Origin of the sequence: Spirillospora albida (assembly GCF_000718255.1) — a bacterium.
Taxonomy (GTDB): domain Bacteria; phylum Actinomycetota; class Actinomycetes; order Streptosporangiales; family Streptosporangiaceae; genus Spirillospora; species Spirillospora albida.
On record NZ_JOFJ01000002.1, the window covers coordinates 223,641 to 246,396 of the forward strand.

Genomic DNA, 22,756 nt, shown 5'->3' on the forward strand with positions numbered 1-22,756 from the left:
GTCGTGGAATGGACGAGGGGACGGTGCGGATCGATCTGTGGATCTGGTCCGTCCGGTTGCTGAAGACCCGCTCGGCGGCGACGGCCGCCTGCAAGGCCGGGCACGTCCGGTTGAACGACGAGCGGGCCAAGCCGTCCGCCGCCGTGAGGATCGGGGACGAGGTCCGGCTCCGGCACGAGGGCCGCGAGCGGATCGTGGTCGTCCAGAGGATCGTCCGCAAGCGGGTCGGCGCCCCCGCCGCCGCGGAGTGCCTGATCGACAAGAGCCCGCCCCCGCCGCCCCGCGAGATGCTGATCCCCGTCGGCCGGCGCGACCGCGGCGCCGGCCGTCCCACCAAGCGCGACCGCCGCGAACTGGACCGCCTCCGCCTGCATCCGAAGGGCCCCGGAGACCGCCCCGACTGAGCCCCGCGCGGCGCGTCCTCCCGCCTTTGACCTGGGTTTCCGGTTCGATCGGATGGGCACGTCACTGACCGTTGCGAGACGGTCTGCGAACGGGGTGGTGAGATGAACGCGGGACACGGGGCCGGGGGGATGGATCCGTTCGAGGAGATGCTCGCCCGGTTCTTCGGGGGCCGGGCGCGCCGCCGGCCGCCGGAGCGGGTCAGCATCGCACGTCTGATGAGCGAGCCCGCGCGCGCCCTCGTCCGGGACGCCGCGGCGCAGGCCGCGCAGTGGGGCAGCACCGACCTCGACACCGACCATCTGCTGTGGGCCGCGACCCGCCAGCCCGGCACCCGGCAGTGGCTGGTGCGCGCGGGCGCCGATCCCGACGGCATCCGCGGCGAGATCGAGGCCGACGCCCGGCGCGGCGAGCCCCGCGACGCGCCGCCCGAGCTGACCCCCGCGGCGAAACGCGCCCTGCTCGACTCGCACCAGGTGTCCGGCGCGCTCGGCTCGTCCTACATCGGCCCCGAACACGTCCTGTTCGCGCTCGCGCTCGACCGGGGCTCCAGCGCGGGACGCATCCTGGACGAGGCGCACGTCACCCCCGACACGCTCCAGTCCGCCGCGTCCAGCGGCGCGCAGCAGCCCGCGAACGCCGCGCAGGGGCACCACCACCCGGCAGGGCAGCAGTCCGCGACCCCGACCCTGGACGAGTTCGGCCGCGACCTCACCGAGCTGGCCCGCGAGGGACGCGTCGACCCCGTGATCGGCCGCGATGAGGAGATCGAGCAGACCGTCGAGATCCTGTCCCGGCGCACCAAGAACAACCCCGTGCTGATCGGCGACCCCGGCGTCGGCAAGACCGCGATCGCCGAGGGCCTCGCCCAGCGGATCGTCGCCGACGAGATCCCGGACACGCTGCGCGGCAAGCGGATCGTCCAGCTCGACCTCGGCGGTCTCGTCGCGGGCACCCGCTACCGCGGCGACTTCGAGGAGCGGCTGAAGAAGCTGATGGAGGAGGTCCGCTCGCACGCCGATGAGCTCATCATCTTCATCGACGAGATCCACATGCTGGTCGGGGCGGGCGGCGCCGAGGGCGCGATGACCGCCGGGAACCTGCTGAAGCCCGCGCTGTCGCGCGGTGAGCTCCACGTCGTCGGCGCCACCACCATCGACGAGTACCGCGACATCGAGAAGGACGCCGCGCTGGAGCGCCGGTTCCAGCCGATCCTCGTCCCGGAACCGGGCATCGAGGACAGCGTCGACATCCTGCGGGGCCTCCGCGACCGCTACGAGGCGCACCACAAGGTCCGGTTCACCGACGAGGCGCTCGTCGCGGCCGTCGACCTCGCCGGCCGCTACATCACCGACCGGTTCCTGCCGGACAAGGCGATCGACCTCATCGACCAGGCCGGCGCCCGCGTCCGGCTGCGCATCGGCACCCGCGACGGCGGCCGCCGCGAGCTCCAGGACCGGCTCGACCGGCGGCGCCGCGAGAAGGACCAGGCCGTCGCGGACGAGGACTACGAGAAGGCGTCCGAGCTGCGCGACGAGATCGCCCGGCTGGAGAAGGACCTGTCCGCGCTCCGCGGCGACGGCGGCATCCACCGCGTTCCGGAGGTCACCACCGAGGACATCGCCGAGGTCGTCTCCCGCCTCTCCGGCGTTCCCGTCACCCAGCTCACCGAGGCCGAGCGGGAGCGCCTCACCCGTCTCGAAGAGCATCTGCACCAGCAGATCGTCGGGCAGGAGGACGCGGTGGCGGCGGTCGCGCGGGCGGTCCGGCGGTCGCGCGCGGGCATGGGCGACCCGGACCGCCCGATCGGCGGGTTCCTGTTCCTCGGCCCGACCGGCGTGGGGAAGACCGAGCTGGCGAAGGCCCTCGCGGAGGCGCTGTTCGGCAGCCGCGACCGGATGATCCGGTTCGACATGAGCGAGTTCCAGGAGCGCCACACCGTCAGCCGCCTCATGGGCGCGCCGCCCGGATACGTCGGCTACGAGGAGGCGGGGCAGCTCACCGAGACGGTGCGGCGCCAGCCGTATTCGGTCGTCCTGCTGGACGAGATCGAGAAGGCGCACCAGGACGTCTTCAACGTCCTGCTGCAGCTCCTCGACGACGGACGGCTCACCGACGCGCAGGGCCGCACCGTCGACTTCCGCAACACCGTCGTCATCATGACGAGCAACCTCGGGTCCGAGCTGATCACCGGCCAGACGGAGATGGGCTTCGGCTCCGCGGGCGGCGAGGGCGCGGGCCTGCGCGACCGCATCATGCGGCGGCTGCGCGACTCGTTCCGGCCCGAGTTCCTCAACCGGATCGACGAGATCATCGTGTTCCGCCGGCTGGAGGAGCAGCAGATCAACCGGATCACCGACCTGCTGCTGGACGAGACGCGCCGCCGCCTCGGCGCCAAGGGCGTCACGGTCGACTTCACCGCCGAGGCCGTCGACTGGCTCGCCCACCGGGGCTACCAGCCGGAGTTCGGCGCCCGGCCGCTGCGCCGCACCATCCAGCGCGAGGTGGACGACCGCCTCTCGGACCTGCTGCTGTCGGGGCGGCTGGCGGACGGGGGGCACGTCACGGTGACCGCCGGGGACGGCGGCCTGGACTTCCAGGTGGAGCCCGCCGCCGAGCCCGCGGGCCGGTCCGGCTGACGGCGGCGGGTCCGCGCGAGGTCAGCCGAAGCGTTCACGGAGGGCGGGCAGGAGCTCCGCCCGCGCCCATGTTCGGAACTCCTCCTGGTGGCCGGCTCCGCTCTGGCAGAAGGAGATGTGGGTGAAGCCCGCGTCCGCCCACTTCCCGACGGCCTCGAGGTAGTCGTCGATGTCGGCGCCGTACGGGACGTTCTCCACCACGTCCTCCGGACGGACGGTTCCCGTCGCGGCCTCGAAGTTGACGGGGCCCGGCAGTTCCGCCATCACCTTCCAGCCGGGCGCCGAGAACTTCCAGGTCGCGTGGGCGCGCTTTTTCGCCTCGTCCGGGTCGCGTCCGTAGGCGACGGGGATCTGCCCGTAGGCGGGCTTGCCCCCGGCCTCGGCGCGGAACCGCTGGACGACCTCCGCCACCGGCTGATCGGAGATCAGCGCGTCGGCGTACCGCGCGGCGATGCGGCCGCTCCTGCCCCCGGACGCCGCGATCCCGACCGGGACCGGCTCGTCGGGCAGGTCGTACAGCTTCGCCGAATCGACACGGAAGTGCTCGCCCTGGTAGGTGACGTAGCCGCCCGCCAGCAGCTCCTTGATGATCTCGACGGCCTCGGCGAACATGGCGTGCCGGACGTCCACCGACGGCCAGCCGCGTCCCACGACGTGCTCGTTCAGGTTCTCGCCGGCGCCGAGGCCGAGCGTGAACCGGCCGTCCGACAGCACCCCCATCGTCGCGGCCTTCTGCGCCACCACGGCCGGGTGGTACCGCATGATGGGGCACGTCACGAACGTCATCAGCGGGATCCGGTCGGTGGCCTGGGCGAGCGCGCCGAGCACGGACCAGGCGTACGCCGAGTGGCCCTGCTCCTCCAGCCACGGGAAGTAGTGGTCGGAGATGACCGAGTAGTCGAAGCCCGCCTCCTCCGCCGCGACGAGGTCGGTGACGAGCTGCCTGGCCGGTGTCTGCTCACTGAGCAGCGTGTATCCGAACTTCATGTCGGCACGGATACCCAGGAGGAGGCGTTGCAAGGCCGGGAACGGTCACGGCCCCGGCGGGAGGCGCGCCGGGGCCGTGCCGTCCTCAGTTGCCGAGGACGAGTTCGGCGCAGCGCTCACCGATCATCATGGCGGGCGCGTTCGTGTTGCCGCCGATGATGGTCGGCATGATCGAGGCGTCCGCGACGCGGAGGCCCTCGATGCCGCGGACCCGCAGCTCCGGGTCCACCACGGCCCGCTCGTCGGAGCCCATCCGGCAGGACCCCACCGGGTGGTAGACGGTCGTCGCCCGGTTCGGCAGCTCCTTGGCGAGCGCGGCGCGGTCCGGGAAGCCGGGGCCGGGGTTGAGCTCGCCGGTGACGTCGCCGGCGATGGCGGGGTTCGCCATGATGTCGCGGACGAGTTCGATGCCGTCCAGCAGCAGCCGCGCGTCGTCGGGGTCCGCCAGGTAGCCCGGGTCGAGCAGCGGCGGGGCCAGCGGGTCCGCGGACGCCAGCCGGACCGTGCCGCGGCTCTTCGGGTAGATCAGCGTCGGCATGATCGTCAGGGCGGGCCGCTTGTCGACCTTGTGGCGCACCGGCGCGTCCTGGTTCGGGAACGGGTACGACCACGGCAGCGCGTGGATCTGCAGGTCCGGGATGTCGCTCGCCTGCGGGCTGCGGACGAACCCGACCGCCTCGAACACGCTGCGTCCGACCCAGGTCCCGCCGCGCAGCGTCTCCCGCGCCACCCCGGACGCGAAGTACGGCGCGGTGCCGCGGTGCACGGCCGTCTTCATCAGGTACGTCATCGGCACGAACATGTGGTCGTGCAGGTTGTCGCCGACGGGCAGGTCGGCGTGGACGTCGATGCCGACGTCGCGCAGGTGCGCCGCCGGGCCGATGCCCGACAGCATCAGCAGCTGCGGCGACTGGTACGCCCCCGCCGACAGGATCACCTCGCTGGAAGCCCCGATCGTCCGGCGGCCCTCCTGCGTGACGACCTCGATGCCGGTGGCGCGCTTGCCCTCGACCACGACCCGCGTGACCGTCGCCCCGGTCAGGATCGTGAGGTTCGCGAGGCCGTGGTCGTCCAGGTAGCCGACCGACGAGCTGTACCGCAGCCCGTCCGCCACGCTCTGCTGGAAGATCGCCGCGCCCTCCTGCGACTCCCCGTTGTAGTCGTCGATCCTCTTGACGCCCGCCGTCGCGGCGAGCGCCTCGATGAACGCCTCCGACGCGGGCGTGAGGTCGCGCTGCCGCGTCACCTGGATCGGGCCGCCCGCGCCGCGCAGGTCGCTGGCGCCGTCCTCCCAGTTCTCCATCCGCTTGTAGCCGCGCAGGACGTCCTCGTAGCCCCAGCCGGTGCAGCCGTCCGCCGCCCAGTCGTCGAAGTTCTTCCGGTTGCCCCGGACGAACAGCATCCCGTTGATCGAGCCCGACCCGCCGAGCACCTTGCCGCGCGTCTGCGGGATCCTCCGGCCGAGCGCGTTCTCCTGCTCGGTGGTGTAGAAGCCCCAGTCCAGCTTCTTCTTCAGCTGCGGGATGTTGTGGAAGACCGCGATCAGCCCCGGCTTCCGGACGAGCCGCGTCCGGTCCGAGCCGCCGGCCTCGACCAGGATGACGCTCGCCCCCGAATCGGCCAGCCGCCTGGCGAGCACGCACCCCGCGCTCCCCGCTCCCACGACGACGTAATCAGCGGTCTGGTCCATGTGGTTCCTCTCAGCGTCCCCCCGGCCGCGCCAAGGCCGGACGACCACTCACGAGGGGCCCGCGCCTGGCCCGATCGACGCCGCGCGGGATTCGCCGTCCTCCGGTTCCGGAGGACGATCGCCCGGCGGCCAATGGGTGATCAGATAGTAGAAGACGGTTCACCCGCCAGTCGAGACCCTTGTCTAAAGTCCAGTCGAGACGGCAGTCTCATTCGTCGCGGGGGCGGTCCAGCAGGCCCCGCTCGAGGGCGAGGACCACCGCGCGGGTCCGGTCCGCGACGTCGAGCTTGGCGAAGATCCGCAGCAGGTGCGTCTTCACCGTCGCCTCCGCGATGACCAGCCGCCTGCCGATCTCGGCGTTGGAGAGGCCGTCGGCCACCGCGTTCAGCACCTCCGCCTCGCGGGCGGTCAGCGTCACCGGGGCGGGCCGCCGCATCCGCACCACGAGCCGCTCAGCGATCCGCGGCGCCAGGACCGTCTCGCCCCGGGCCGCGGACCGGACGGCGTCGATGAGCCGAGCGCGCGTCGCGTCCTTCAGGAGGTAGCCGACGGCTCCCGCCTCGACCGCCCGCTCGATGTCGGCGTCGGTGTCGTAGGTGGTGAGGATCAAGACCTTCGTCCCCGTGCCGCCGGAGACGATCTCGGCGGTGGCGGCGACCCCGTCCATGACGGGCATGCGCAGATCGAGGAGCGCCACGTCCGGAGCGTGCCGGGCCACGAGCCGGACCGCCTCCCCGCCGTCGTCCGCCTCGGCGACGACGATGATGGCCGGGTCGGCGGTGAGCAGGGCGACGACCCCCGCCCGCATCGCCGGATGGTCGTCGGCCACGACGACGCGCAGTTCGGTCTCGGGCATGTCATGTCACCCCTCGTGAGGCTGGGCGTCGATGGGCAGGAGGGCGAAGACGCGCGTGCCGTCACCGGGAGAGGCGGTGACCGTGAACGCGCCGCCGAGTTCGGTGACGCGCCGCCGCATGCCCGCGAGGCCGAAGCCCCGGGCGTCCCCCGGCGTGAACCCGCGGCCGTCGTCGGTGACCTCCAGCTCGACGCCGTCCGGACGCCGCGTGAGGACGACACCGACGGTGGAGGCGGCGGCGTGCCTGCGGACGTTGGCCAGGGACTCCTGGACGCAGCGCAGGATCGCGATCCGGGTCGCCTGGTCGCAGTCGACCTCGGCCAGATCGGCGGCGACGGCGAGGCCGGTGTCCTCGGCGAAGCGGTCCAGGGTGCGGCGCAGCGTGCGGGCGATCGAGGCGGGCGCCGTCCCGTTCTGCGGAGCGGAGCCCACCAGGGCCCGCGCCTCGACGAGGTTCTCCCGCGCGGTGCGCTCGATGGACAGCAGTTGCCGGGCGGCCGTGGCCGGATCGGCCGCCATGCCGGTGCGGGCCGCCTCCGCCAGCGCGACGATGGAGGCGAAGCCCTGGGCGAGCGTGTCGTGGATCTCGCGGGCGAGCCGCTCGCGCTCCTCCGCCACGCCCTGCCGGCGGTGCGACTCGGCCAGCTCCAGCCGCGCCCGCTCCAACTCCGCGCTCAGACGGCGGGAGCGCTCCTCCGCACGCTGGAGCAGGCGGTGCACCAGCGCCCCGATCACCGCTCCGGAGGCGCAGGCGGCCACGGTGATGACCTGGTTCCCGGCGAGCGGGTCCCCCGTCCGGAGGATCCCGCCCGCCACGGTGGCCGCCGCCGCCGCGCCGCTCACCGTGACGGCGCCTCCGACCGTCCTCGTGGAGAACCAGAAGAGCGGAAGCGAGGTGACGAACAGCGACGCGGCGCCGCCGCGCAGGTAGGAGAGCACCCCCATGCCGGCGACGAGGAGCCAGAGGAACCGCGTCCGCTCACCGGGGAACCTGAGCGCGATCGCGTACGCGACGCCGAGGACGACCGGGACCCCCGACGACCAGTACCGCATCGCGCCGTGGTCGCCCAGTCCCGCGATGAGCATGGGCACGAGGCCCACCAGCACCCACAGGGCGGCGTTCCAGCGGTGGATCCGGGACCGGTCGTCGGGGGTCGGCACGATGATCAGCGTACGTTCTCCACGGCACGCCCGGCCGGGACGCCGGGAGCCGTCCGCCGCCGCCGCGGCCACCAGGCGGCCTCGCCGAGCAGCAGCATCAGCGCCGGCAGGACGACCAGCCTGATGACGAACGCGTCCAGCAGCACGGCCACCGCCAGGACGAAACCGATCTGCTTCATCTCGATCAGATGCAGCGGGACGAAGCTCGCGAAGACCGTCACCATCACGACGGCGGCGCTCGTCACGACCCCGGCCGACCGGCCGATGCCCTCCAGCACGGCGTCCCGGGCGGGCACGCCCCGGTCCACCGCCTCCTTCACCCGGCTCAGCACGAACACCTGGTAGTCCATCGACAGCCCGAACAGGATCACGAACAGGAAGAGCGGCACCCGCGAACCGATCGACCCCATCGAGGTGAAGCCGAGCAGCCCCTCCGCCCACCTGTGCTGGAACACCGCCGTCAGCACGCCGAGCGACGCCACCGACGACAGCAGGTTCAGCACCACGCCGACCAGGCCGAGGACCACCGAACGGAACGCCCACGCGGTGATGGCGAAGGTGACCAGCAGCAGCGCGCCGAGGATCAGCGGCAGCCTCGTCCGCTGGTGCTCGGGATAGTCGGCGTAGCGGGCGACGTCCCCCGTCACCGCCACCTCCGCGCCGGCCGTCCGTCCGACGGTCGCGGGGATGTGGTGCGCCCGGAGGCGCTCCAGCGAGGCTTGTGCCCGTTCCTCGCTCGGATGGGCCGGGACGGGAAGCTCCAGCATGCTCGTCCGTCCGTCAGCCGAGAGGCGGTACCGCGACGTCCCGGCGAAAAGCGGATCGCTCTTCGCGCGTCCGGCCAGGCCGTCCAGCGCCCTGGCCACCTCGTCCCGGCGTGCCGGATCGGCCCGCACGACGACCTGGTTCATGGCCTTCAGCTCCGGAAACGCCGCGTTCACCCGGTCGTACGCCTGCATCGCGGGAAGCTCGCGGGAGTAGGTCTCGCGCCCGACGTCCGTCAGCTTGAGGCCCGCCACCGGCGCCGCCATGGCCAGCAGGGCGAGTCCGGCGGCACCCAGCGTGATCGCGGGACGCGACGCGACCGACCGCAGCACGGCCGAGGTGAACCGTCCGGCCGAGTCCCCGTGCGTGCGCGTCCCGCGCCGCTCCGCCCTCCGGCCGAGCTTCACCAGCAGCGCGGGCAGGACGGTCAGCGAGCTCACCACCGCCGCGATGCTGACCACGATCGCGCCGGTCGCCAGCGAGGAGAAGATGACGTCCCCCGCGAGGTACAGCGTCGCGCTCGACGCCGCGACCGCGAGGCCGGACACCACCACGGCGCGTCCCGAGGTCGCCGCCGCCAGCTCCACCACCGCCGCCGCGGGCAGCCGCCCGCCGGCCCGCGCCCGTTCCTCCCGCTCGCGCTTGAGGTAGAAGAGCGTGTAGTCGACGCCGACCGCCATCCCGATCAGCAGGATCACGTTCGCGCCGACCCCCGCGTCGGGGAACACGTGCGAGGCGAGCATCGACAGGCCGACGCCCGCGACGATGGAGGACACCGCGAGCAGCAGCGGCACCACCGCCATCGCCACGGAGCGGAACACCAGCAGCAGGACCATCAGCGTGATCGGCAGTGCGATCATCTCGGTCCTGGACAGGTCGTCGCTCCGCTGCCCCTGCACGTCCTTGCTGATGGACGGGCCGCCCGACTCCTCCACCCACAGGTCCGGGTTCGCCTTCCGCACCTCGGCGGTCTGCGCGAGGAGCGGGCCGACGTGCTTCTTGCCCTGCAGCTCCGGCCCCTTCAGGACCACATCGAGCCGGACGGCCCTCCCGTCCGCCGAGCGGACCGGCGCTCCCACCGACTCGACCTCGGGCAGCCGCTTCATGCGCGTCGCCACATCCCGGGCCACCGCGTCGGCCCGGCCCGCGTCCAGTCGCGCGGACCCCTTCGCCGCTATCAGCACCCGCTCCAGCGGCCGCGGCTGAAGGCCGCCCTGCTCGGCCATCGCCTCGGCGCGTCCGGCCTCACCCACCCGGAAGTCCGCCGATGTGGCGGCGTTGCCGCCGATCGCGATGCCGGCGCCGAGGCAGACCGCCACGAACAGGAACCAGCCCGCGATCGCCCGCCAGGGGTGGTGGGCGCTCCAGCGCGCCAGGCGTACAGAAGGATTCGTCATGCCCTCAAGGCTGGTCGCGGCCCCCTTCCCCGGGACAGCCTCGACCGGTTGAACCTCTTGTCCACCGATCGATGGACAAGAGCGAACACGGACCGTCCTGCGCGGGTCATGCCGCAGGCGGCGCCGGAGCATCCTGGTCCCGCAGGCGCTCACGGCGGTGCCTTGGCGCAACGGTCCGCCGCGAGGGGGAGATGCGGCCGGCGCCGGCTCAGGCGGGTGAGGCGTTCGGCTTGGCGAGATGCGCGGCTGGGCCGGTCAGGCGGGTGAGGCGTCCGCTTCGGCGAGGTGCGTCGCGAGGATCGCCATGTGCGTCTCGCGGGCTTCGGTGTGGCGTCGGCGGCCCGCTTCGGTGATCTTCACGAAGACGCCGCGGCGGTCGGACTCGCAGAGGGCGCGGTGGACGAGGCCGGCCTTCTCCAGGCGGGCGACCGTGCGCGACAGGGCGCTCTGGCTCAGGTACATGCCGGACGCGAGGTCCTGCATGCGGCGCTTGTCACAGTTCGCCGCCTCGGCGAGCCGGTCGAGCGTTTCGAACTCGCTCATGGTCAGGCCGTGGGCGTCCTGCAGAGCGCGATCGAGATCGCAGGCGATGGTGTTGTAGCAGGTGAGCAGCTTGCGCCACCGGCCCACCAGGGCGGCCTCCGACTCCATGCCGCGGATCCTAGCATGCGCGCGCATCAGATGCACTCGCATTAAATTCACTCGAATCTTATGCGTAGACAATCAATGCGTGTGCATGTAATGTCCTCGGGCGTGACTCTCACTGACACCTCACCAGCACCAGCGACGGTCAGCGCCCCCGCCGAGCAGACCTGGACCCCCCGGCTGTGGGGCATCCTCGCCGTCCTGTGCGGCGTCCTCTTCCTCGACGCCCTCGACGTCTCGATGGTCGGCGTGGCACTGCCGTCCATCGGCACCGAACTCGGCCTGTCCACCACGTCCCTGCAGTGGATCGTGAACGGCTACGTGCTCGGCTACGGCGGGCTCCTCCTGCTCGGCGGGCGCACCGCCGACCTCCTCGGCCGGCGGCGGGTCTTCCTCGTCGCGCTCGCCGTGTTCGCCGTCGCGTCCCTGGTCGGCGGCCTCGTCGACAGCGGGCCGCTGCTCATCGCCACCCGATTCATCAAGGGCCTCGCGGCCGCGTTCACCGCGCCGACCGCGATGTCGATCCTGACCACCACCTTCCACGAGGGCCCGGCCCGCAACCGGGCGCTGTCGGTCTTCTCGGTCTTCGGTGCCAGCGGCTACTCGTCCGGGCTGATCCTGGGCGGCCTGCTCACCGGCTTCGGCTGGCGCTGGACGTTCCTGACCCCGGTCCCGCTGGCCGTGCTGGCCCTCGTCGCGGGCTGGCTGCTGATCCCCAAGGACCGGTCCGCGGCTGAGGGGGGCCACGACATCATCGGCGCCGTCACGCTGACCAGTGGCATGCTGCTCGCCGTCTACACCGTCGTGTCCGCGCCGGACCGCGGATGGCTCGACCCGCTCACCCTCGGTTCGGTCGCACTCGCGGCGGCCCTGCTGATCGGTTTCGTCGTCACCGAGAACCGGGTGCGGCACCCGCTCATCCGGCTCGGCATCCTGCGGATCGGCTCGATCGTCCGCGCGAACCTCAGCATCATCGCCCTGTTCGGCTCGTACCTCAGCTTCCAGTTCATGATGACCCTCTACCTGCAGGACGTCCTGCACTGGTCGCCGCTCAAGATGGCCATGGCGCTGCTGCCGGCCGGGCTCCTCGTCGCCTTCGGCTCGCCGTTCGTCGGCCGCCTGATCGACCGGTACGGGACTCCCCGGCTGATCATCAGCTCCATGGCCTCGCTCAGCCTCGGCTACGTGTGGTTCATCGCCACGGCGGGGAGCACGCCGAACTACGCGTTCACGATCCTGCCGACGATGCTCCTGCTGGGCGGCGGGTTCGCGTTCGGCTTCAGCTCGATCATGGCCCAGGCCACGCACGGCATCGACGACTCCGAGCAGGGCCTGGCCTCCGGCCTGGTCCAGACATCGGGTCAGGTCGGCGCCGCCCTCGTGCTGGCGCTGGTCACCGCACTGGTCGCCGGCGTCGGCACCGCCGGCGACGGCGGGGGCTTCACCGAGTTCCACCCGGGCGTGAACCTCGTCACGGGCGTCGCCGTGGTCGGCCTCGCCCTCAACCTGATCCCCCTCTTCTCGCGCCGCACTCCCAAGCACGCCCGCGTCCCCGCCTGACGCACACCCTCACAGCAGGGACGCCCACCAAGGGCGTCCCTGCTCGTGTCCGGCACTTCATGAGGGGCGTTTCCAGAAGGGGCGGGGGCGGGGCGTGGGGGCGGCGAGGCCGGAGAGGGTTTGGAGGGTGCGCGTCCAGAGGTCGGTGACATGGGCTTCGGGCGCGGTGGGAGTGAGAAGGCGCAGTTCGTCGCGGAGCGTGGACAGCGGCGCGGCGTCCATGCCCTGTGCCTCCATGCGCTGGACGAGTCGCTCCAGGTCGGGGAGGAGCAGGGTCAGCAGGTGGTCGAGGCGGTCGCGGTGCGTGTCCGGGACAGCGTGCAGGCGCTCGAGTGCGGTCGCCAGGTCATTCGTGATGTCCGGGGACCGTCGCCTGGCTGCGTTGCCGCCACGGCGCAAGGCGGGCTTCGGGGACGGGGCACCGGCGGACTCTCCGGCCATGTGGGAGGAGCCGCGGGGCGGGCCCGCGGGGAAGCCCGCACCGCCTCTGGGCGGCGGTGGCCCACCGGCGGACGCCATGGGCGGCGCTGCGGGCGCGGGCATGGGCGGCGCACCGGCGGTCGGCATCGGGGCGGCCAGGGACATCGGCTGGAAGGACATCGGAGCGGCGGGCGCCGCCCAGCCGTCCGGCATCTCGACCGGTTGCACGACCGGGTGAGGGGCGTCGCCGTCCGTCACGACGCGGGCGTCGACGGCGACGAACGCCGTGAAGCGGCACAGGACGCCGAAGCGCAGGGATGTGTCGACGATGCGCCGTTCGAGGTCGTCGGAGCCCGTGACGGCGTAGCGGTCCTCCAGGTCGCGCAGGTGCGCGCGGGCCCAGATCGAGGTGGCCGCCGTGCCATTGGAGACCCGCGCATCCGCGCGCTGTTCCCACGGGGTGCCGTCGGACGCGGCGCCCTGGACGGTCAGTGAGCCGCCGGCCGGTCCGCGGTAGCGCCCGGTGACCGTCAGCGGGACTCCGGGGAACAGGGCGCCGAGGCGGGCGGGCGCCACCGAACCGGGCACGACGTCCAGGCCGTCGGGGTGCAGGGAGAGGCCGGTCGCGAGGGGCGCGCCGATCCGGTGGTGGATGTGCTCCATCGCCGTGTCCAGGCGGTCCTCGGATTCGACCAGTTCGCAGAGGCCGCCGCCGACCGCGGCGAGGCGGTTCAGGAACCCCGCGTTCACCGCCCGGTCGATCCCGACGGTGTGGACCCGGACGCCGTGCAGCCGGGGCTCCAGATGGGCGAGGATCTGGTCCTCGTTGCCGATCTGGCCGTCGGTGATGAGGACGAGCACCCGGTCGCGACCGGGCTCGGCGAGCAGGGTGCACGCCTCGTCGAGCGGGGCGAGCATCTCGGTGCCGCCCCGGGCTTCCAGGGTCGCGAGATGCTCGACCGCGCGGAAGCGGTTGCGGTCGGTTCCGTCGGCGAGCCCCGGCCCGAGGTCGCGGGGCCGTTCGATGACGGTGTCGAAGGACAGGACGGCGAACCGGTCCTCGGTTCGGAGCGTGTCGACGATCCGGGCGGCGGCGCGGCGGGCGGCGACCATCTTCCAGCCCTGCATGCTGCCGGAACGGTCGAGGACGAGCACGACGTCCCGTGGCCTGGGGCGGGCGTCGCCGTCCGGGAGGACCGTCAGGCTGAACGTCCCCTCTTCACCGGACTCGTCCGGGGCGAGGGACAGGGCGGCGCACTCGTGGCCGCCGTAGCCGAGCCGCAGGATGAAGTCGCGGTCGAGTCGCTCGCCCGGCCGCAGCCGCACCTTCACCCGCTCGCCGTCGGAGTAGTCCGTGACGACGTGGAGGGCGGAGTGGATCTCGGTGAGGGGCAGCCCCGCGGGGTCGATGTCCACGGCGATCGAGAGCCGCACCGGGTCGGGGAAGCCCGGCAGCAGGACCGGGGGACTGATCCTGGACGCGTCGGGGACGGCGTCGGTGTCCTCCGCGATCCCGGGACCGGCCTGGGCGTCGCCGAGCGGTGCGCCCGGGATGTAGCGGGGGGCCACGACGAGCGGGAAGCGGAACGTGGCGCCCGTGCCCGTCTCGTAGGGCAGCGGCTGGTCGAGCGCGAGGCGGATCGTGACCCGCTCGCCCGGGAGGATGTTGCCCACGCGCATGGTGAAGACGTCGGGGCGGTCCTCCTCGGCGATCGCGGCGCGCCGTCCGGCGGCGATCGCGGCGTCGTACTCCTCCCGGGCGCGGCCACGCTCCTTCAGCGTTCCCTCGATCACCCGGTCGGCGGCCTCCATCCGCAGTGCGGTCACGGCGGCCCGGTCGGGCAGGGGGAAGACGTAGGTCGCCTCGAGCGGCACGTCGAAGGGGTTGCGGAACCCCTGGACGACCTCGATCCCGGCGGTCAGGCCGGTCACCGAGGCGCGCACCTCGACGGTGTCGAGCGGCAGGTTCCCCTTGCCGGTGCTGAGCGCGCCGAGGCCGGAGCCGGGGGCCGGGGGCGCTGTGGTCTCGGGTAGCGGCAGGATGCGCACGTTCACTGGGGCCTCCCGGGCGGATCGGCGGATGTCACGGTGGGGTCGGAGGTTGCGGTGGCGTCGGAGGTCGCGGAGAGGGCGTCGGGTTCGGCCGGTGCGTGACCGGAGGACGTGAGCAGGCCGCGGCGGTGCAGTTCGCGGAGCAGGGGGCGGGCGGCGTGCCGGAGGGCGGCCACGTCGTCGCCGGTGAGGGCGGCGGCCTCCAGCAGGAGGGTGACGTCGGGTGCCAGCTTGACGCCCTGGACGACGGCCGGCGGCAGGACCAGGTCATCGGTGGCGGTGATGCCGCGGAACGAGATGTCGGGACGCGTGCTCCAGAAGCGGCCTCTCGTGGGGCCGTGCGGTTCTGCGGACAGGTCGGTCGCGTCCGCGTGGTGATCGCTCTTTGGGGACGGCCCCGGGGCGGGCTCCGGGGCCTGTCGTCCGGGTGACGGGAGGGCGATCCGCTCGAGGGTCTGGTCGGTCGCGGCGGCGAGCTCCAGCTGGATCTCGGCGATGGAGTGGCCGGCGGACTGGCGGCGCTTCACGGCGACGAGCTGGAGGAGATGGCGGCGGCCGTACAGGGCGGCGCGGCCGCGGCGTCCGAGTGGCGGGTCGAGCAGGCCGATCGTCGTGTACCAGCGGATCAGCCGCTCGTTGGGCAGATCGCGCACCCGGCCGTTGACCCGCACGGACGCGCCGGAGGTGAGCGCCGCCGCGGCGCGCTCGGCCAGCTCGCTGATCGTCCAGGCATCGTCCATGGCAGTGATGATGACACTGTCATGGTGACACTGTCAACATGGACCGCGGGGTGGGGCAACTCGCGCAAACTTGCCAATAGTCACAATTCATAAACTGTCCCCAGAAAAAGCAGAAATGGCGTTGGTGTGCGATGTCCGGTCTCTTGAAATTGCGAGTAAAAGTTCCCGGGAACGTTTACATTTTCAGTCATGAACGACCCACGCCTGGTCGAGGCGCTGCGCGCGCGCGAAGCGGACGCGGTGGCCGGCCTGTACGGCGCCTACGCCGACCGGATCTACGCGTACTGCTGGTTCCGGCTCAGGGAACGCGACGCCGCGCAGGTCGCCTTGCGCGACACGTTCATCGTGGCCGAAGCGCACATCGACGAGCTGCGGGACCCGCACCGGCTCGAGCCATGGCTGTACGCGATCGCGCGCCTGGAATGCGGACGCCGCGCGCCCGCCCACGACGATCCGCCGGACGTGCCCATCGCGGACCATCGGCAGGAGGACGTCGACCAGCGCATCATGGCCTGGCACGCCGTCATGGCCCTGCCGCCGTCGGCGCGGGAGGTCCTCGCACTCCGCATGCGTCATCACCTGCCCGTCATCGAGGTGGCGGCCGTCATGGGCGTACCGGTGCGGGACGCGCAGGCCATGCTCGACCGCGCGCACGGACGGCTCGAACGGGCGCTCGTGGCCGAGATCCTCGCCCACAGGGGGCCGTACGGCTGCCCGGAGCGCGCGCGCCTCCTGCGGGAGCGCAACGGGCCGCTCTCGCCCGAACCGGCCGGGCGGCTGGCGGCGCACGCCGAGGAGTGCCCGGTGTGCCGGGCGCTGCGCCCGCGTACGGTCTCGGCGGCGAAGGTGTTCGGCCTCCTGCCCGACCCGGTGCCGCCGGAGGAGCTCCGGGTGCGGGTCATGAGCTGCTTCCTGGACCCGGAGCTCGCCGGCTACCGGCGTTTCGCCGCCACCCGGGTCACCGCGTTCACACCCGACGGGTTCCCGGTCGCGCCGGGGCCGCTGATGGGCCGGCTCCGCGCATCGTTGCGGGGCGCACGCCGTACGCGCCCGGCGACGCGTTCGGGGTGTGTGCCGGAGTACGCCGGGAGCCGGTCACGGGCGGTCCGCCTGGCGCTCGTCCTCGGACTGGCCGTCGGGCTCCTCGGTGGCGGCCTCACCGCGATGTACGCGGTGTTCGGTGCGGCCGGGCAGGGGGCGGGTTCCGCCGGGAGGGTCGTGAAGCCCGGTCCGGGCAGCGCCTCATCCACGTCGCCGACCGCGGCGGGAGAGCACTCCGTCACGCGCCGGAACGCGGGCGAGGGATCGGAGCCGATGCCCGTCTCGGCGACGTTCCCCTTGGGGGCGCGCACCTCGTCCGCGCCGCCGGAGGCCCTTCCCACGCCGCCCGCCGGACGGCCCTTGCGGTCCCGACCCCTGTTCGGCGGCCGGGTCACCGGCTCGCTGGTGGTGTCCCCGCTCTACCTCGACCTTGCAGGAGGCTCGGCCGGTTCGGTGGAACTGCGGGCGGAGGGCGGGCCCGTGGAGTGGCGGGCCACGACCCGGGGACCTCTGCGGGTGAGCAGGACGTCCGGACGGCTCGGTGACGGCGAGGCCGTGACCCTCGGCGTACAGGCCGTCCGCGACACCCGCTCGCAGGGCGAGGGGGCCATCCTGTTCTCTCCCGGAGGGACGCCGGTGTGCGTCACCTGGCGTCCGGACGTCCCCGATCCCGGCCCTTCGCCCACACCCACGGGTTCGACCTCCCCATCCCCGGGACCCGCCACGGACCCGCCCTCGTCCTCGGGTCCGCCGCCGTCCGGTGAGCCCTCGAAACCGCCGGCGTCCGGTACGCCCTCCCCGTCCGAGCCTCCGGAGCCCCCGTCCTCGGCTCCGCCGTCATCATCGACACCGTCCGCCGGGAACTCCGCTCCACCATCGGACAGCGCCGCCTCTTCCACTCCGTCCGGTGACAGCCCCGCCCCGGAGACCTCGGGCTAGCCAAAGCAAGACGATCCACCCCCGGGAAGGCGAGAACCCTTCCGTACGGTGTCCGTACGGAAGGGTTCTCTGCGAGCTGCTCGTGCAGGACGGCGGGGAGCGGACCGGCGCCGTCTCACGGCTCCCGCATCAAGGGCCGGACCGAGCCGGCCCCGATGACCGGGCTCAGTGACCGCCCTGCTCCGCCGCGCGCTTCAGGGAACGCTCGATCTCGATCTCCGCCTCGACGCGGCCGACCCAGCTGGCGCCCTCGACGGACTTTCCGGGCTCGAGGTCCTTGTAGACCTCGAAGAAGTGCTGGATCTCCAGGCGGTCGAACTCGGCGACGTGGTGAATGTCGCGCAGGTGCTCCATCCGGGGGTCCGTCGCGGGGACGCACAGGACCTTGTCGTCACCACCGGCCTCGTCGGTCATGCGGAACATGCCGACCGCGCGGCAGCGGATCAGGCAGCCGGGGAACGTCGGCTCCTGCAGCAGGACCAGCGCGTCCAGGGGGTCGCCGTCCTCGCCCAGGGTGTGCTCGATGAACCCGTAGTCGGCCGGGTACTGGGTCGAGGTGAAGAGCATGCGGTCGAGGCGGATGCGCCCCGACTCGTGGTCGACCTCGTACTTGTTCCGCTGGCCCTTCGGGATCTCAATGGTGACGTCGAAATCCAAGATGTCCTCCGCTCCCTGCGCGGTCGCAGTGAATAGTCTTTCGGGGGTCCGTGGGACGGCATGCCGACGCCACGGGGTGGGTGTTCCCTTATATAAGGATGTCGCACGTTGGCGAGTGCTGAGTGGGAGAGGGGCGGTCACGTGGGAGGACGGGGTCGAGCCCTCGCCGTACTGTCACTATCCCTCCTCAACGTTTTCACTGCTCTCGCCGGGGTTGCAGTGGCGAAACTCACACCGGACCGCCACCTGTCCCCGCAGCCGCCGAGCGTGGCCGCGCGGGACCCGCTGCGGACCTCGGTGTCCGTGCCGGCGGTCGATCTGGTCGCGGCCCGGCCGGCGAACGCCGCCGCCGTCGCCGCGAGGCTTGCGCCCCTGGCGGGAGGCCGGGGGGCGCCGATCAACGCGGTGGTGATCGACGCGGTGACCCGCCGGACGCTGTTCGACCTGCGCGCGGACCGCCCCGCGACGCCCGCTTCCACGACGAAGCTGGTGACGGCGGTGGCCGTCCTGGCCGCGGCGGGCCCTGGGCACCGGATCACCACCCGCGTCGTGCGCGGGGGCGATGGCGGCATCGTACTGGTCGGCGGCGGGGATCCCACCCTGACCGCCCTGCCTCCGAGTCCGGAAGCGGGACATCCGCCCTATGCCTCTCTCGCCGATCTGGCGCGGCAGACGGCCACCGCCCTCAAGGCGTCCGGGGTGACGCAGGTGCGGGTCGACTACGACGCGTCCGCCTACCAGGGGCCGCGCGCGGCCGCGACCTGGAAGCCCAACTACCTGCCCGACGGTGAGGTCGCCCCGGTGAGCGCTCTCACCGTGGACGAGGGGCGCGTCGACCCGACGCGTCCCGAACGGGTCACCGATCCGCCCGCCGTCGCCGCGGCCTCGTTCGCGCGCCTGCTGTCCCGCAACGGGGTGGCGGCGAAGAGCGGCCGCGGGACCGTCGCGCCGAAGGACGCGCAGACCCTCGGCGCGGTGCGGTCGCCTCCCGTCTCGGCACTGGTCGAGCATCTGATGACCGACAGCGACAACGACGTCGCGGAGGCGATGGCCAGGCAGGTCGCCGTCAAGAGGGGGCTCCCCGCGTCGTTCGCCTCCTCCGCGCAGGCCGTGCTCCAGGTCCTGTCGGAGCTGGGCGTCGCGGAGGGCGTCCTCGTCCATGACGGCAGCGGCCTGTCCCCGCACAATCGGATCTCGCCGATCGCACTGGCGCGGATCGTGTCCCTGGCGGCGAGCCCGGAACACCCCGAGCTGCGTGCGGCGATCACCGGCCTGCCGGTCGCGGGCTTCTCCGGGACGCTCGGCCCGCCCCGTTACACGGTTCCGTCGAGCCGCGCGGGGGCCGGGGTCGTCCGGGCGAAGACGGGCACGCTGTCCGGTGTCAGCACGCTCGCGGGCGTCGCCCACGACGCGGACGGACGGCTGCTCGCGTTCGCCTTCATGGCCGGGGACGGGAAATCGGTGGTGGACCCGGGGCGGCTCGACCGGCTCGCGGCGGCGGTCGCCGCCTGCGGGTGCGGCTGATCCTGGTGTGGGGGAGACCGTACGGGAGATAACCAGAACGGTTGTTCGTTGAACAAACCGTGCAGGGGCGCTCCGGCGCCGTGTCGAACGGACGGTGGAGTGATGAGCGCCTCGATGATCGACTGGAATGTCGCCGTGCAGGCCGGATCCCGTCTCGTCCGGCCGGGGCCGCAGGTGAGTCCGGCCGAGGCCCGCGACGTCGTGGCGGAGCTGCGGGAACTGTCCCGGATCGCGCACGGCCATGTGCGGGACTTCACCGGTATGGCCTCGGAGATCGATCCCGCGCCCGCCACGGTGGTGGACCGCCCCGGGTGGATCCAGGCGAACGTGGACGGTTTCCGAGTGGTCCTGGAACCGCTCATGGAGCAGATGTCCGCGCGCCGAGGTCCGGGGCCGCTGGGCAGCACCGGGGACGCGATCGTGCAGGCCGTCGGGTCCCGTGTCACCGGGATGCAGGTCGGGGCGATCCTCGCGTACATGGCGAGCCGCGTCCTCGGGCAGTACGAGCTGTTCCTGCCGCCGGACCCGTCCGGCATCGCGCCGACCGGCCGGCTGACCCTGGTGGCGCCCAACATCGTGCACGTCGAGCAGGAGCTCGGCGTGCACTCGCGCGACTTCCGGCTCTGGGTGTGCCTGCACGAGGAGACGCACCGAGCGCAGTTCACCGGGGTCCCCTGGCTGCGCCAGTACGTGCAGGACCAGATGACGCGCTTCCTGCTGGCCTCCGACCTCGACCCGGGCGCGATGCTGGAGCGGATCCGGGACGCGGCGGAGGCCGTCGCGGACGCCGTCCGCGGCGGCGACTCCAACCTCATCGACGCGATCCAGAGCCCGGAGCAGCGCGAGATCCTCGACCGGCTCACCGCCGTGATGACGCTGGTGGAGGGTCACGGCGACTATGTGATGGACGCGGTCGGCCCGGAGGTCGTGCCGTCCGTCCAGCAGATCCGGGCGAGTTTCCAGGGACGCCGCGACGGCGGTTCCCGACTGGACAAGACGATCCGCAGGCTGCTCGGCATCGACCTGAAGATGAAGCAGTACGCGGAGGGGTCGCGGTTCGTGCGGCGGGTCGTCGCCCAGGTGGGCATGAGCGGTTTCAACAGGGTCTGGGAGTCGCCGGAGACGCTGCCCACCCACGACGAGATCAAGGAGCCCTCGCTCTGGATCGCCCGGGTCGTGGTGCCGCGGGCCCTCGACGAGGCGCCGCCGGAGGCCAACGAGGCGTGATCGGGCCGCCGGGCCCGTGCGGGTGGTAGTGATGTCCCATGGGTCCAGATCCGGCGGTGGCGACGGTCCGCGTCGCGGTGCGGCGCGTCCTCGCCGGCCTGCCCCCCGGCGCGATGGTGCTGGCCGCGTGCAGCGGGGGAGCCGACTCCCTGGCCCTCGCGGGGGCGCTGGCCTTCGAGGCGCCCAGATCGGGGCGTCCGGCCGGCGCCGTCACGATCGACCACGGCCTGCAGGACGGGTCGGCCGGACGCGCCGACGCCCTGGTCGGGGTCCTCGCCGGCCTCGGGCTGGATCCCGCCGGCTCCATAGCGGTCACCGTCTCGGGGTCCGGCGGCCCGGAGAACGCGGCACGTGACGCGCGGTACGCGGCCCTGGACGATGCCGCGACCCGGCTGGGCGCGGCGGCGGTCCTCCTCGGGCACACCCGGGACGACCAGGCGGAGACGGTGCTGCTGGGGCTCGCGCGCGGGTCGGGTGCGCGGTCGCTCGCGGGCATGCCGCCGACGTTCCGCCGGCGCGCGCACAGCGGCGACCCCGGCGTTCTGTACCGCCGTCCCCTCTTGGAGATCGATCGGGCCACCGCGCGCAGGGCGTGCGTCGCGATGGGACTGGACCCCTGGGACGACCCCCACAATGACGACCCGGCGTACACGCGCGCCCGTGTGAGGCACGAAGCACTGCCCGCCCTGGAGAAGGCGCTGGGGCCGGGCATCGCGGACGCGCTCGCCAGGACGGCGCGGATGCTCCGCGATGACGCGGACGCCCTCGACGGCCTTGCGGAGCGGGCCTTCGCGGACCTGGCGACCTCCGAGGAGGGCTGTCCGGTGGCGCTGCGCCTGGAGGGGCTGGAGGACCTGCCCAGAGCGGTCAGGACCCGCGTGCTGAGGGTGGCCGCGGTGAAGGCCGGCAGTCCACCGGGTACGCTCGCGGCCGTCCATGTCGATGCAATGGATCGGCTGGTCATCGCCTGGCACGGCCAGCGGCACGTGGACCTGCCCGGGCGCCTTCGGGTGTTCCGGCGGTATGGGAGGCTGCTGTTCGGCCCGGCTTGACATCGCGCGGTGCGGGAGCTCCGCACGGCGGCGTCCGCCACCGGGCGGACGGGTCTCGACGATGAGGGTGGGCTGTGGACGAGAAGGACCTGGGCAGCGACCTGGCGAAGGTACTGATCCCCGAAGACCGGCTCCAGGCCAAGGTGCGGGAGCTGGCCGAGCAGATCGACGCCGACTACGCGGGCAAGGACCTGCTCCTGGTGGGGGTCCTGAAGGGCGCCGTCATGATCATGGCGGACCTGGCGCGCGCACTGCACACGCCCGCCTCGATGGACTGGATGGCGGTGTCGTCCTACGGGTCGGGGACCAAGTCGTCGGGCGTCGTCCGCATCCTCAAGGACCTCGACACCGACATCACCGACCGGCACGTCCTGATCGTGGAGGACATCGTCGACTCGGGGCTCACGCTGTCGTGGCTGGTGAGCAACCTGCGTTCGCGCGGGCTCGCGTCCCTGGAGATCTGCGCCCTCCTCCGCAAGCCCGACGCCGTCAAGACCGAGGTGGACGTGAGATACATCGGCTTCGAAATCCCCAACGAGTTCGTCATCGGATACGGGCTCGACTACGCGGAGAAGTACCGGAACCTTCCGTTCGTCGGCACCCTCGCCCCCCATGTCTACGGTGGTGAGGCCTGACGGCACCCGGCGCGGACGGCGCCGGTGAAGCGCCGCCGCCGCCGGTGCCCGCGGGACGCATAGAGCCCGGCGGCAGGGAACAACCGGCCGTGACGGTTCGTTGCAAGGGTCGTTGACGGGTATACGGAAAGGACCGGGAGATCGGCGCTGGCTGCGTCTCCCGTGTTCTGCGGTGTACCGTCGGTGGTCCCAGGCTCCCCAAGCCCGGGTGCCATGTGAGGGAGACCGCTCGACGGATCCGGAGCCCCCGGCGCCGGACCGTTCGTGAGCGGGTCTTTCGATGGTCGCACTGACGCTCGTCCCCCGGGACGGGCGGGGATCGCACACAGACGTTGGTCAGGAGGGACGGGCCCCGGAGGGGTAACCG

17 protein-coding genes are annotated in these 22,756 nt (G+C 72.6%); 8 read left to right on the forward strand and 9 right to left on the reverse strand.

Annotated features, from left to right (window positions below; all coding sequences use genetic code 11):
* The first annotated feature begins 8 nt into the window (after positions 1 to 8).
* Both IE99_RS0103620 and IE99_RS0103625 read left to right on the forward strand, forming a co-directional pair.
* Entirely contained in the window at positions 9 to 404 is a 396-nt protein-coding gene (locus IE99_RS0103620; protein WP_030163636.1) for an RNA-binding S4 domain-containing protein, read from the forward strand.
* 102 nt (positions 405 to 506) lie between these two features.
* The gene (locus IE99_RS0103625; protein WP_037558617.1) at positions 507 to 3,041 is read left to right on the forward strand and encodes an ATP-dependent Clp protease ATP-binding subunit; all 2,535 of its coding nucleotides are present in this window, start codon (positions 507 to 509) and stop codon (positions 3,039 to 3,041) included.
* Between the two features lie 21 nt (positions 3,042 to 3,062).
* On the opposite strand, the gene IE99_RS0103630 is transcribed toward IE99_RS0103625, so the two are convergent.
* The 6 genes from IE99_RS0103630 to IE99_RS0103655 form a co-directional block, all read right to left on the reverse strand.
* Positions 3,063 to 4,028 (reverse strand): TIGR03557 family F420-dependent LLM class oxidoreductase, encoded by a 966-nt coding sequence (locus IE99_RS0103630; RefSeq protein WP_030163640.1) that lies wholly within the window; start codon positions 4,026 to 4,028, stop codon positions 3,063 to 3,065.
* An 85-nt stretch (positions 4,029 to 4,113) separates the two neighbouring features.
* Entirely contained in the window at positions 4,114 to 5,718 is a 1,605-nt protein-coding gene (locus IE99_RS0103635) for a GMC family oxidoreductase (RefSeq protein ID WP_030163642.1), read from the reverse strand.
* 208 nt (positions 5,719 to 5,926) lie between these two features.
* Positions 5,927 to 6,574, reverse strand: a complete 648-nt coding sequence (locus IE99_RS0103640; protein ID WP_030163644.1) for a response regulator — start codon at positions 6,572 to 6,574, stop codon at positions 5,927 to 5,929.
* A 6-nt stretch (positions 6,575 to 6,580) separates the two neighbouring features.
* The gene (locus tag IE99_RS0103645; protein WP_211258712.1) at positions 6,581 to 7,735 is read right to left on the reverse strand and encodes a sensor histidine kinase; all 1,155 of its coding nucleotides are present in this window, start codon (positions 7,733 to 7,735) and stop codon (positions 6,581 to 6,583) included.
* Positions 7,736 to 7,740: 5 nt separating this feature from the next.
* Entirely contained in the window at positions 7,741 to 9,897 is a 2,157-nt protein-coding gene (locus tag IE99_RS0103650; protein WP_030163648.1) for an MMPL family transporter, read from the reverse strand.
* Between the two features lie 255 nt (positions 9,898 to 10,152).
* Positions 10,153 to 10,548: a MarR family winged helix-turn-helix transcriptional regulator gene (locus tag IE99_RS0103655; protein WP_030163650.1), complete on the reverse strand. Its 396-nt coding sequence runs from the start codon at positions 10,546 to 10,548 to the stop codon at positions 10,153 to 10,155.
* Between the two features lie 102 nt (positions 10,549 to 10,650).
* Here IE99_RS0103655 and IE99_RS0103660 point away from each other — a divergent pair, with 102 nt between their 5' ends.
* Positions 10,651 to 12,102 carry an MFS transporter gene (locus IE99_RS0103660; protein ID WP_030163652.1) on the forward strand — a complete coding sequence of 484 codons (1,452 nt, stop codon included), beginning with the start codon at positions 10,651 to 10,653 and terminating at the stop codon, positions 12,100 to 12,102.
* Positions 12,103 to 12,159: 57 nt separating this feature from the next.
* Here the strand turns inward: IE99_RS0103660 and IE99_RS0103665 are convergent, their stop codons facing one another.
* Entirely contained in the window at positions 12,160 to 14,577 is a 2,418-nt protein-coding gene (locus IE99_RS0103665; RefSeq protein ID WP_051711913.1) for a VIT domain-containing protein, read from the reverse strand.
* Positions 14,574 to 15,314, reverse strand: coding sequence for a helix-turn-helix domain-containing protein (locus IE99_RS0103670; RefSeq protein WP_084219258.1), 741 nt, complete (start codon positions 15,312 to 15,314; stop codon positions 14,574 to 14,576). The genes IE99_RS0103665 and IE99_RS0103670 overlap by 4 nt, the downstream gene beginning before the upstream one ends.
* Before the next feature lie 189 nt (positions 15,315 to 15,503).
* Here IE99_RS0103670 and IE99_RS0103675 point away from each other — a divergent pair, with 189 nt between their 5' ends.
* Complete coding sequence (locus IE99_RS0103675) at positions 15,504 to 17,294, forward strand: sigma-70 family RNA polymerase sigma factor (RefSeq protein WP_030163657.1); 1,791 nt, start codon at positions 15,504 to 15,506, stop codon at positions 17,292 to 17,294.
* Between the two features lie 165 nt (positions 17,295 to 17,459).
* Here IE99_RS0103675 and IE99_RS0103680 read toward each other — a convergent pair whose 3' ends face one another.
* Complete coding sequence (locus tag IE99_RS0103680) at positions 17,460 to 17,951, reverse strand: inorganic diphosphatase (RefSeq protein ID WP_030163658.1); 492 nt, start codon at positions 17,949 to 17,951, stop codon at positions 17,460 to 17,462.
* Positions 17,952 to 18,170: 219 nt separating this feature from the next.
* Here IE99_RS0103680 and dacB point away from each other — a divergent pair, with 219 nt between their 5' ends.
* The 4 genes from dacB (at position 18,171) to hpt (ending at position 22,389) form a co-directional block, all read left to right on the forward strand.
* Positions 18,171 to 19,475, forward strand: coding sequence for a D-alanyl-D-alanine carboxypeptidase/D-alanyl-D-alanine endopeptidase (gene dacB, locus IE99_RS0103685; RefSeq protein ID WP_084219259.1), 1,305 nt, complete (start codon positions 18,171 to 18,173; stop codon positions 19,473 to 19,475).
* A 114-nt stretch (positions 19,476 to 19,589) separates the two neighbouring features.
* Positions 19,590 to 20,702: a zinc-dependent metalloprotease gene (locus IE99_RS0103690; protein ID WP_030163663.1), complete on the forward strand. Its 1,113-nt coding sequence runs from the start codon at positions 19,590 to 19,592 to the stop codon at positions 20,700 to 20,702.
* Between the two features lie 38 nt (positions 20,703 to 20,740).
* Positions 20,741 to 21,754 (forward strand): tRNA lysidine(34) synthetase TilS, encoded by a 1,014-nt coding sequence (gene tilS / locus IE99_RS0103695; RefSeq protein ID WP_030163665.1) that lies wholly within the window; start codon positions 20,741 to 20,743, stop codon positions 21,752 to 21,754.
* Positions 21,755 to 21,828: 74 nt separating this feature from the next.
* Entirely contained in the window at positions 21,829 to 22,389 is a 561-nt protein-coding gene (hpt, locus tag IE99_RS0103700) for a hypoxanthine phosphoribosyltransferase (RefSeq protein WP_030163666.1), read from the forward strand.
* The last annotated feature ends 367 nt before the right edge of the window (positions 22,390 to 22,756 follow it).

Coding starts and splice junctions, on each gene's coding strand:
- IE99_RS0103640 (WP_030163644.1), bottom strand. CDS start 6,574: ATGCCCGAGACCGAACTGCGCGTCGTCGTGGCCGACGACCATCCGGCG.
- IE99_RS0103675 (WP_030163657.1), top strand. CDS start 15,504: ATGAACGACCCACGCCTGGTCGAGGCGCTGCGCGCGCGCGAAGCGGAC.
- IE99_RS0103620 (WP_030163636.1), top strand. CDS start 9: ATGGACGAGGGGACGGTGCGGATCGATCTGTGGATCTGGTCCGTCCGG.
- IE99_RS0103625 (WP_037558617.1), top strand. CDS start 507: ATGAACGCGGGACACGGGGCCGGGGGGATGGATCCGTTCGAGGAGATG.
- IE99_RS0103670 (WP_084219258.1), bottom strand. CDS start 15,314: ATGGACGATGCCTGGACGATCAGCGAGCTGGCCGAGCGCGCCGCGGCG.
- IE99_RS0103690 (WP_030163663.1), top strand. CDS start 19,590: ATGATCGACTGGAATGTCGCCGTGCAGGCCGGATCCCGTCTCGTCCGG.
- IE99_RS0103650 (WP_030163648.1), bottom strand. CDS start 9,897: ATGACGAATCCTTCTGTACGCCTGGCGCGCTGGAGCGCCCACCACCCC.
- tilS (WP_030163665.1), top strand. CDS start 20,741: ATGGGTCCAGATCCGGCGGTGGCGACGGTCCGCGTCGCGGTGCGGCGC.
- IE99_RS0103655 (WP_030163650.1), bottom strand. CDS start 10,548: ATGGAGTCGGAGGCCGCCCTGGTGGGCCGGTGGCGCAAGCTGCTCACC.
- IE99_RS0103630 (WP_030163640.1), bottom strand. CDS start 4,028: ATGAAGTTCGGATACACGCTGCTCAGTGAGCAGACACCGGCCAGGCAG.
- IE99_RS0103635 (WP_030163642.1), bottom strand. CDS start 5,718: ATGGACCAGACCGCTGATTACGTCGTCGTGGGAGCGGGGAGCGCGGGG.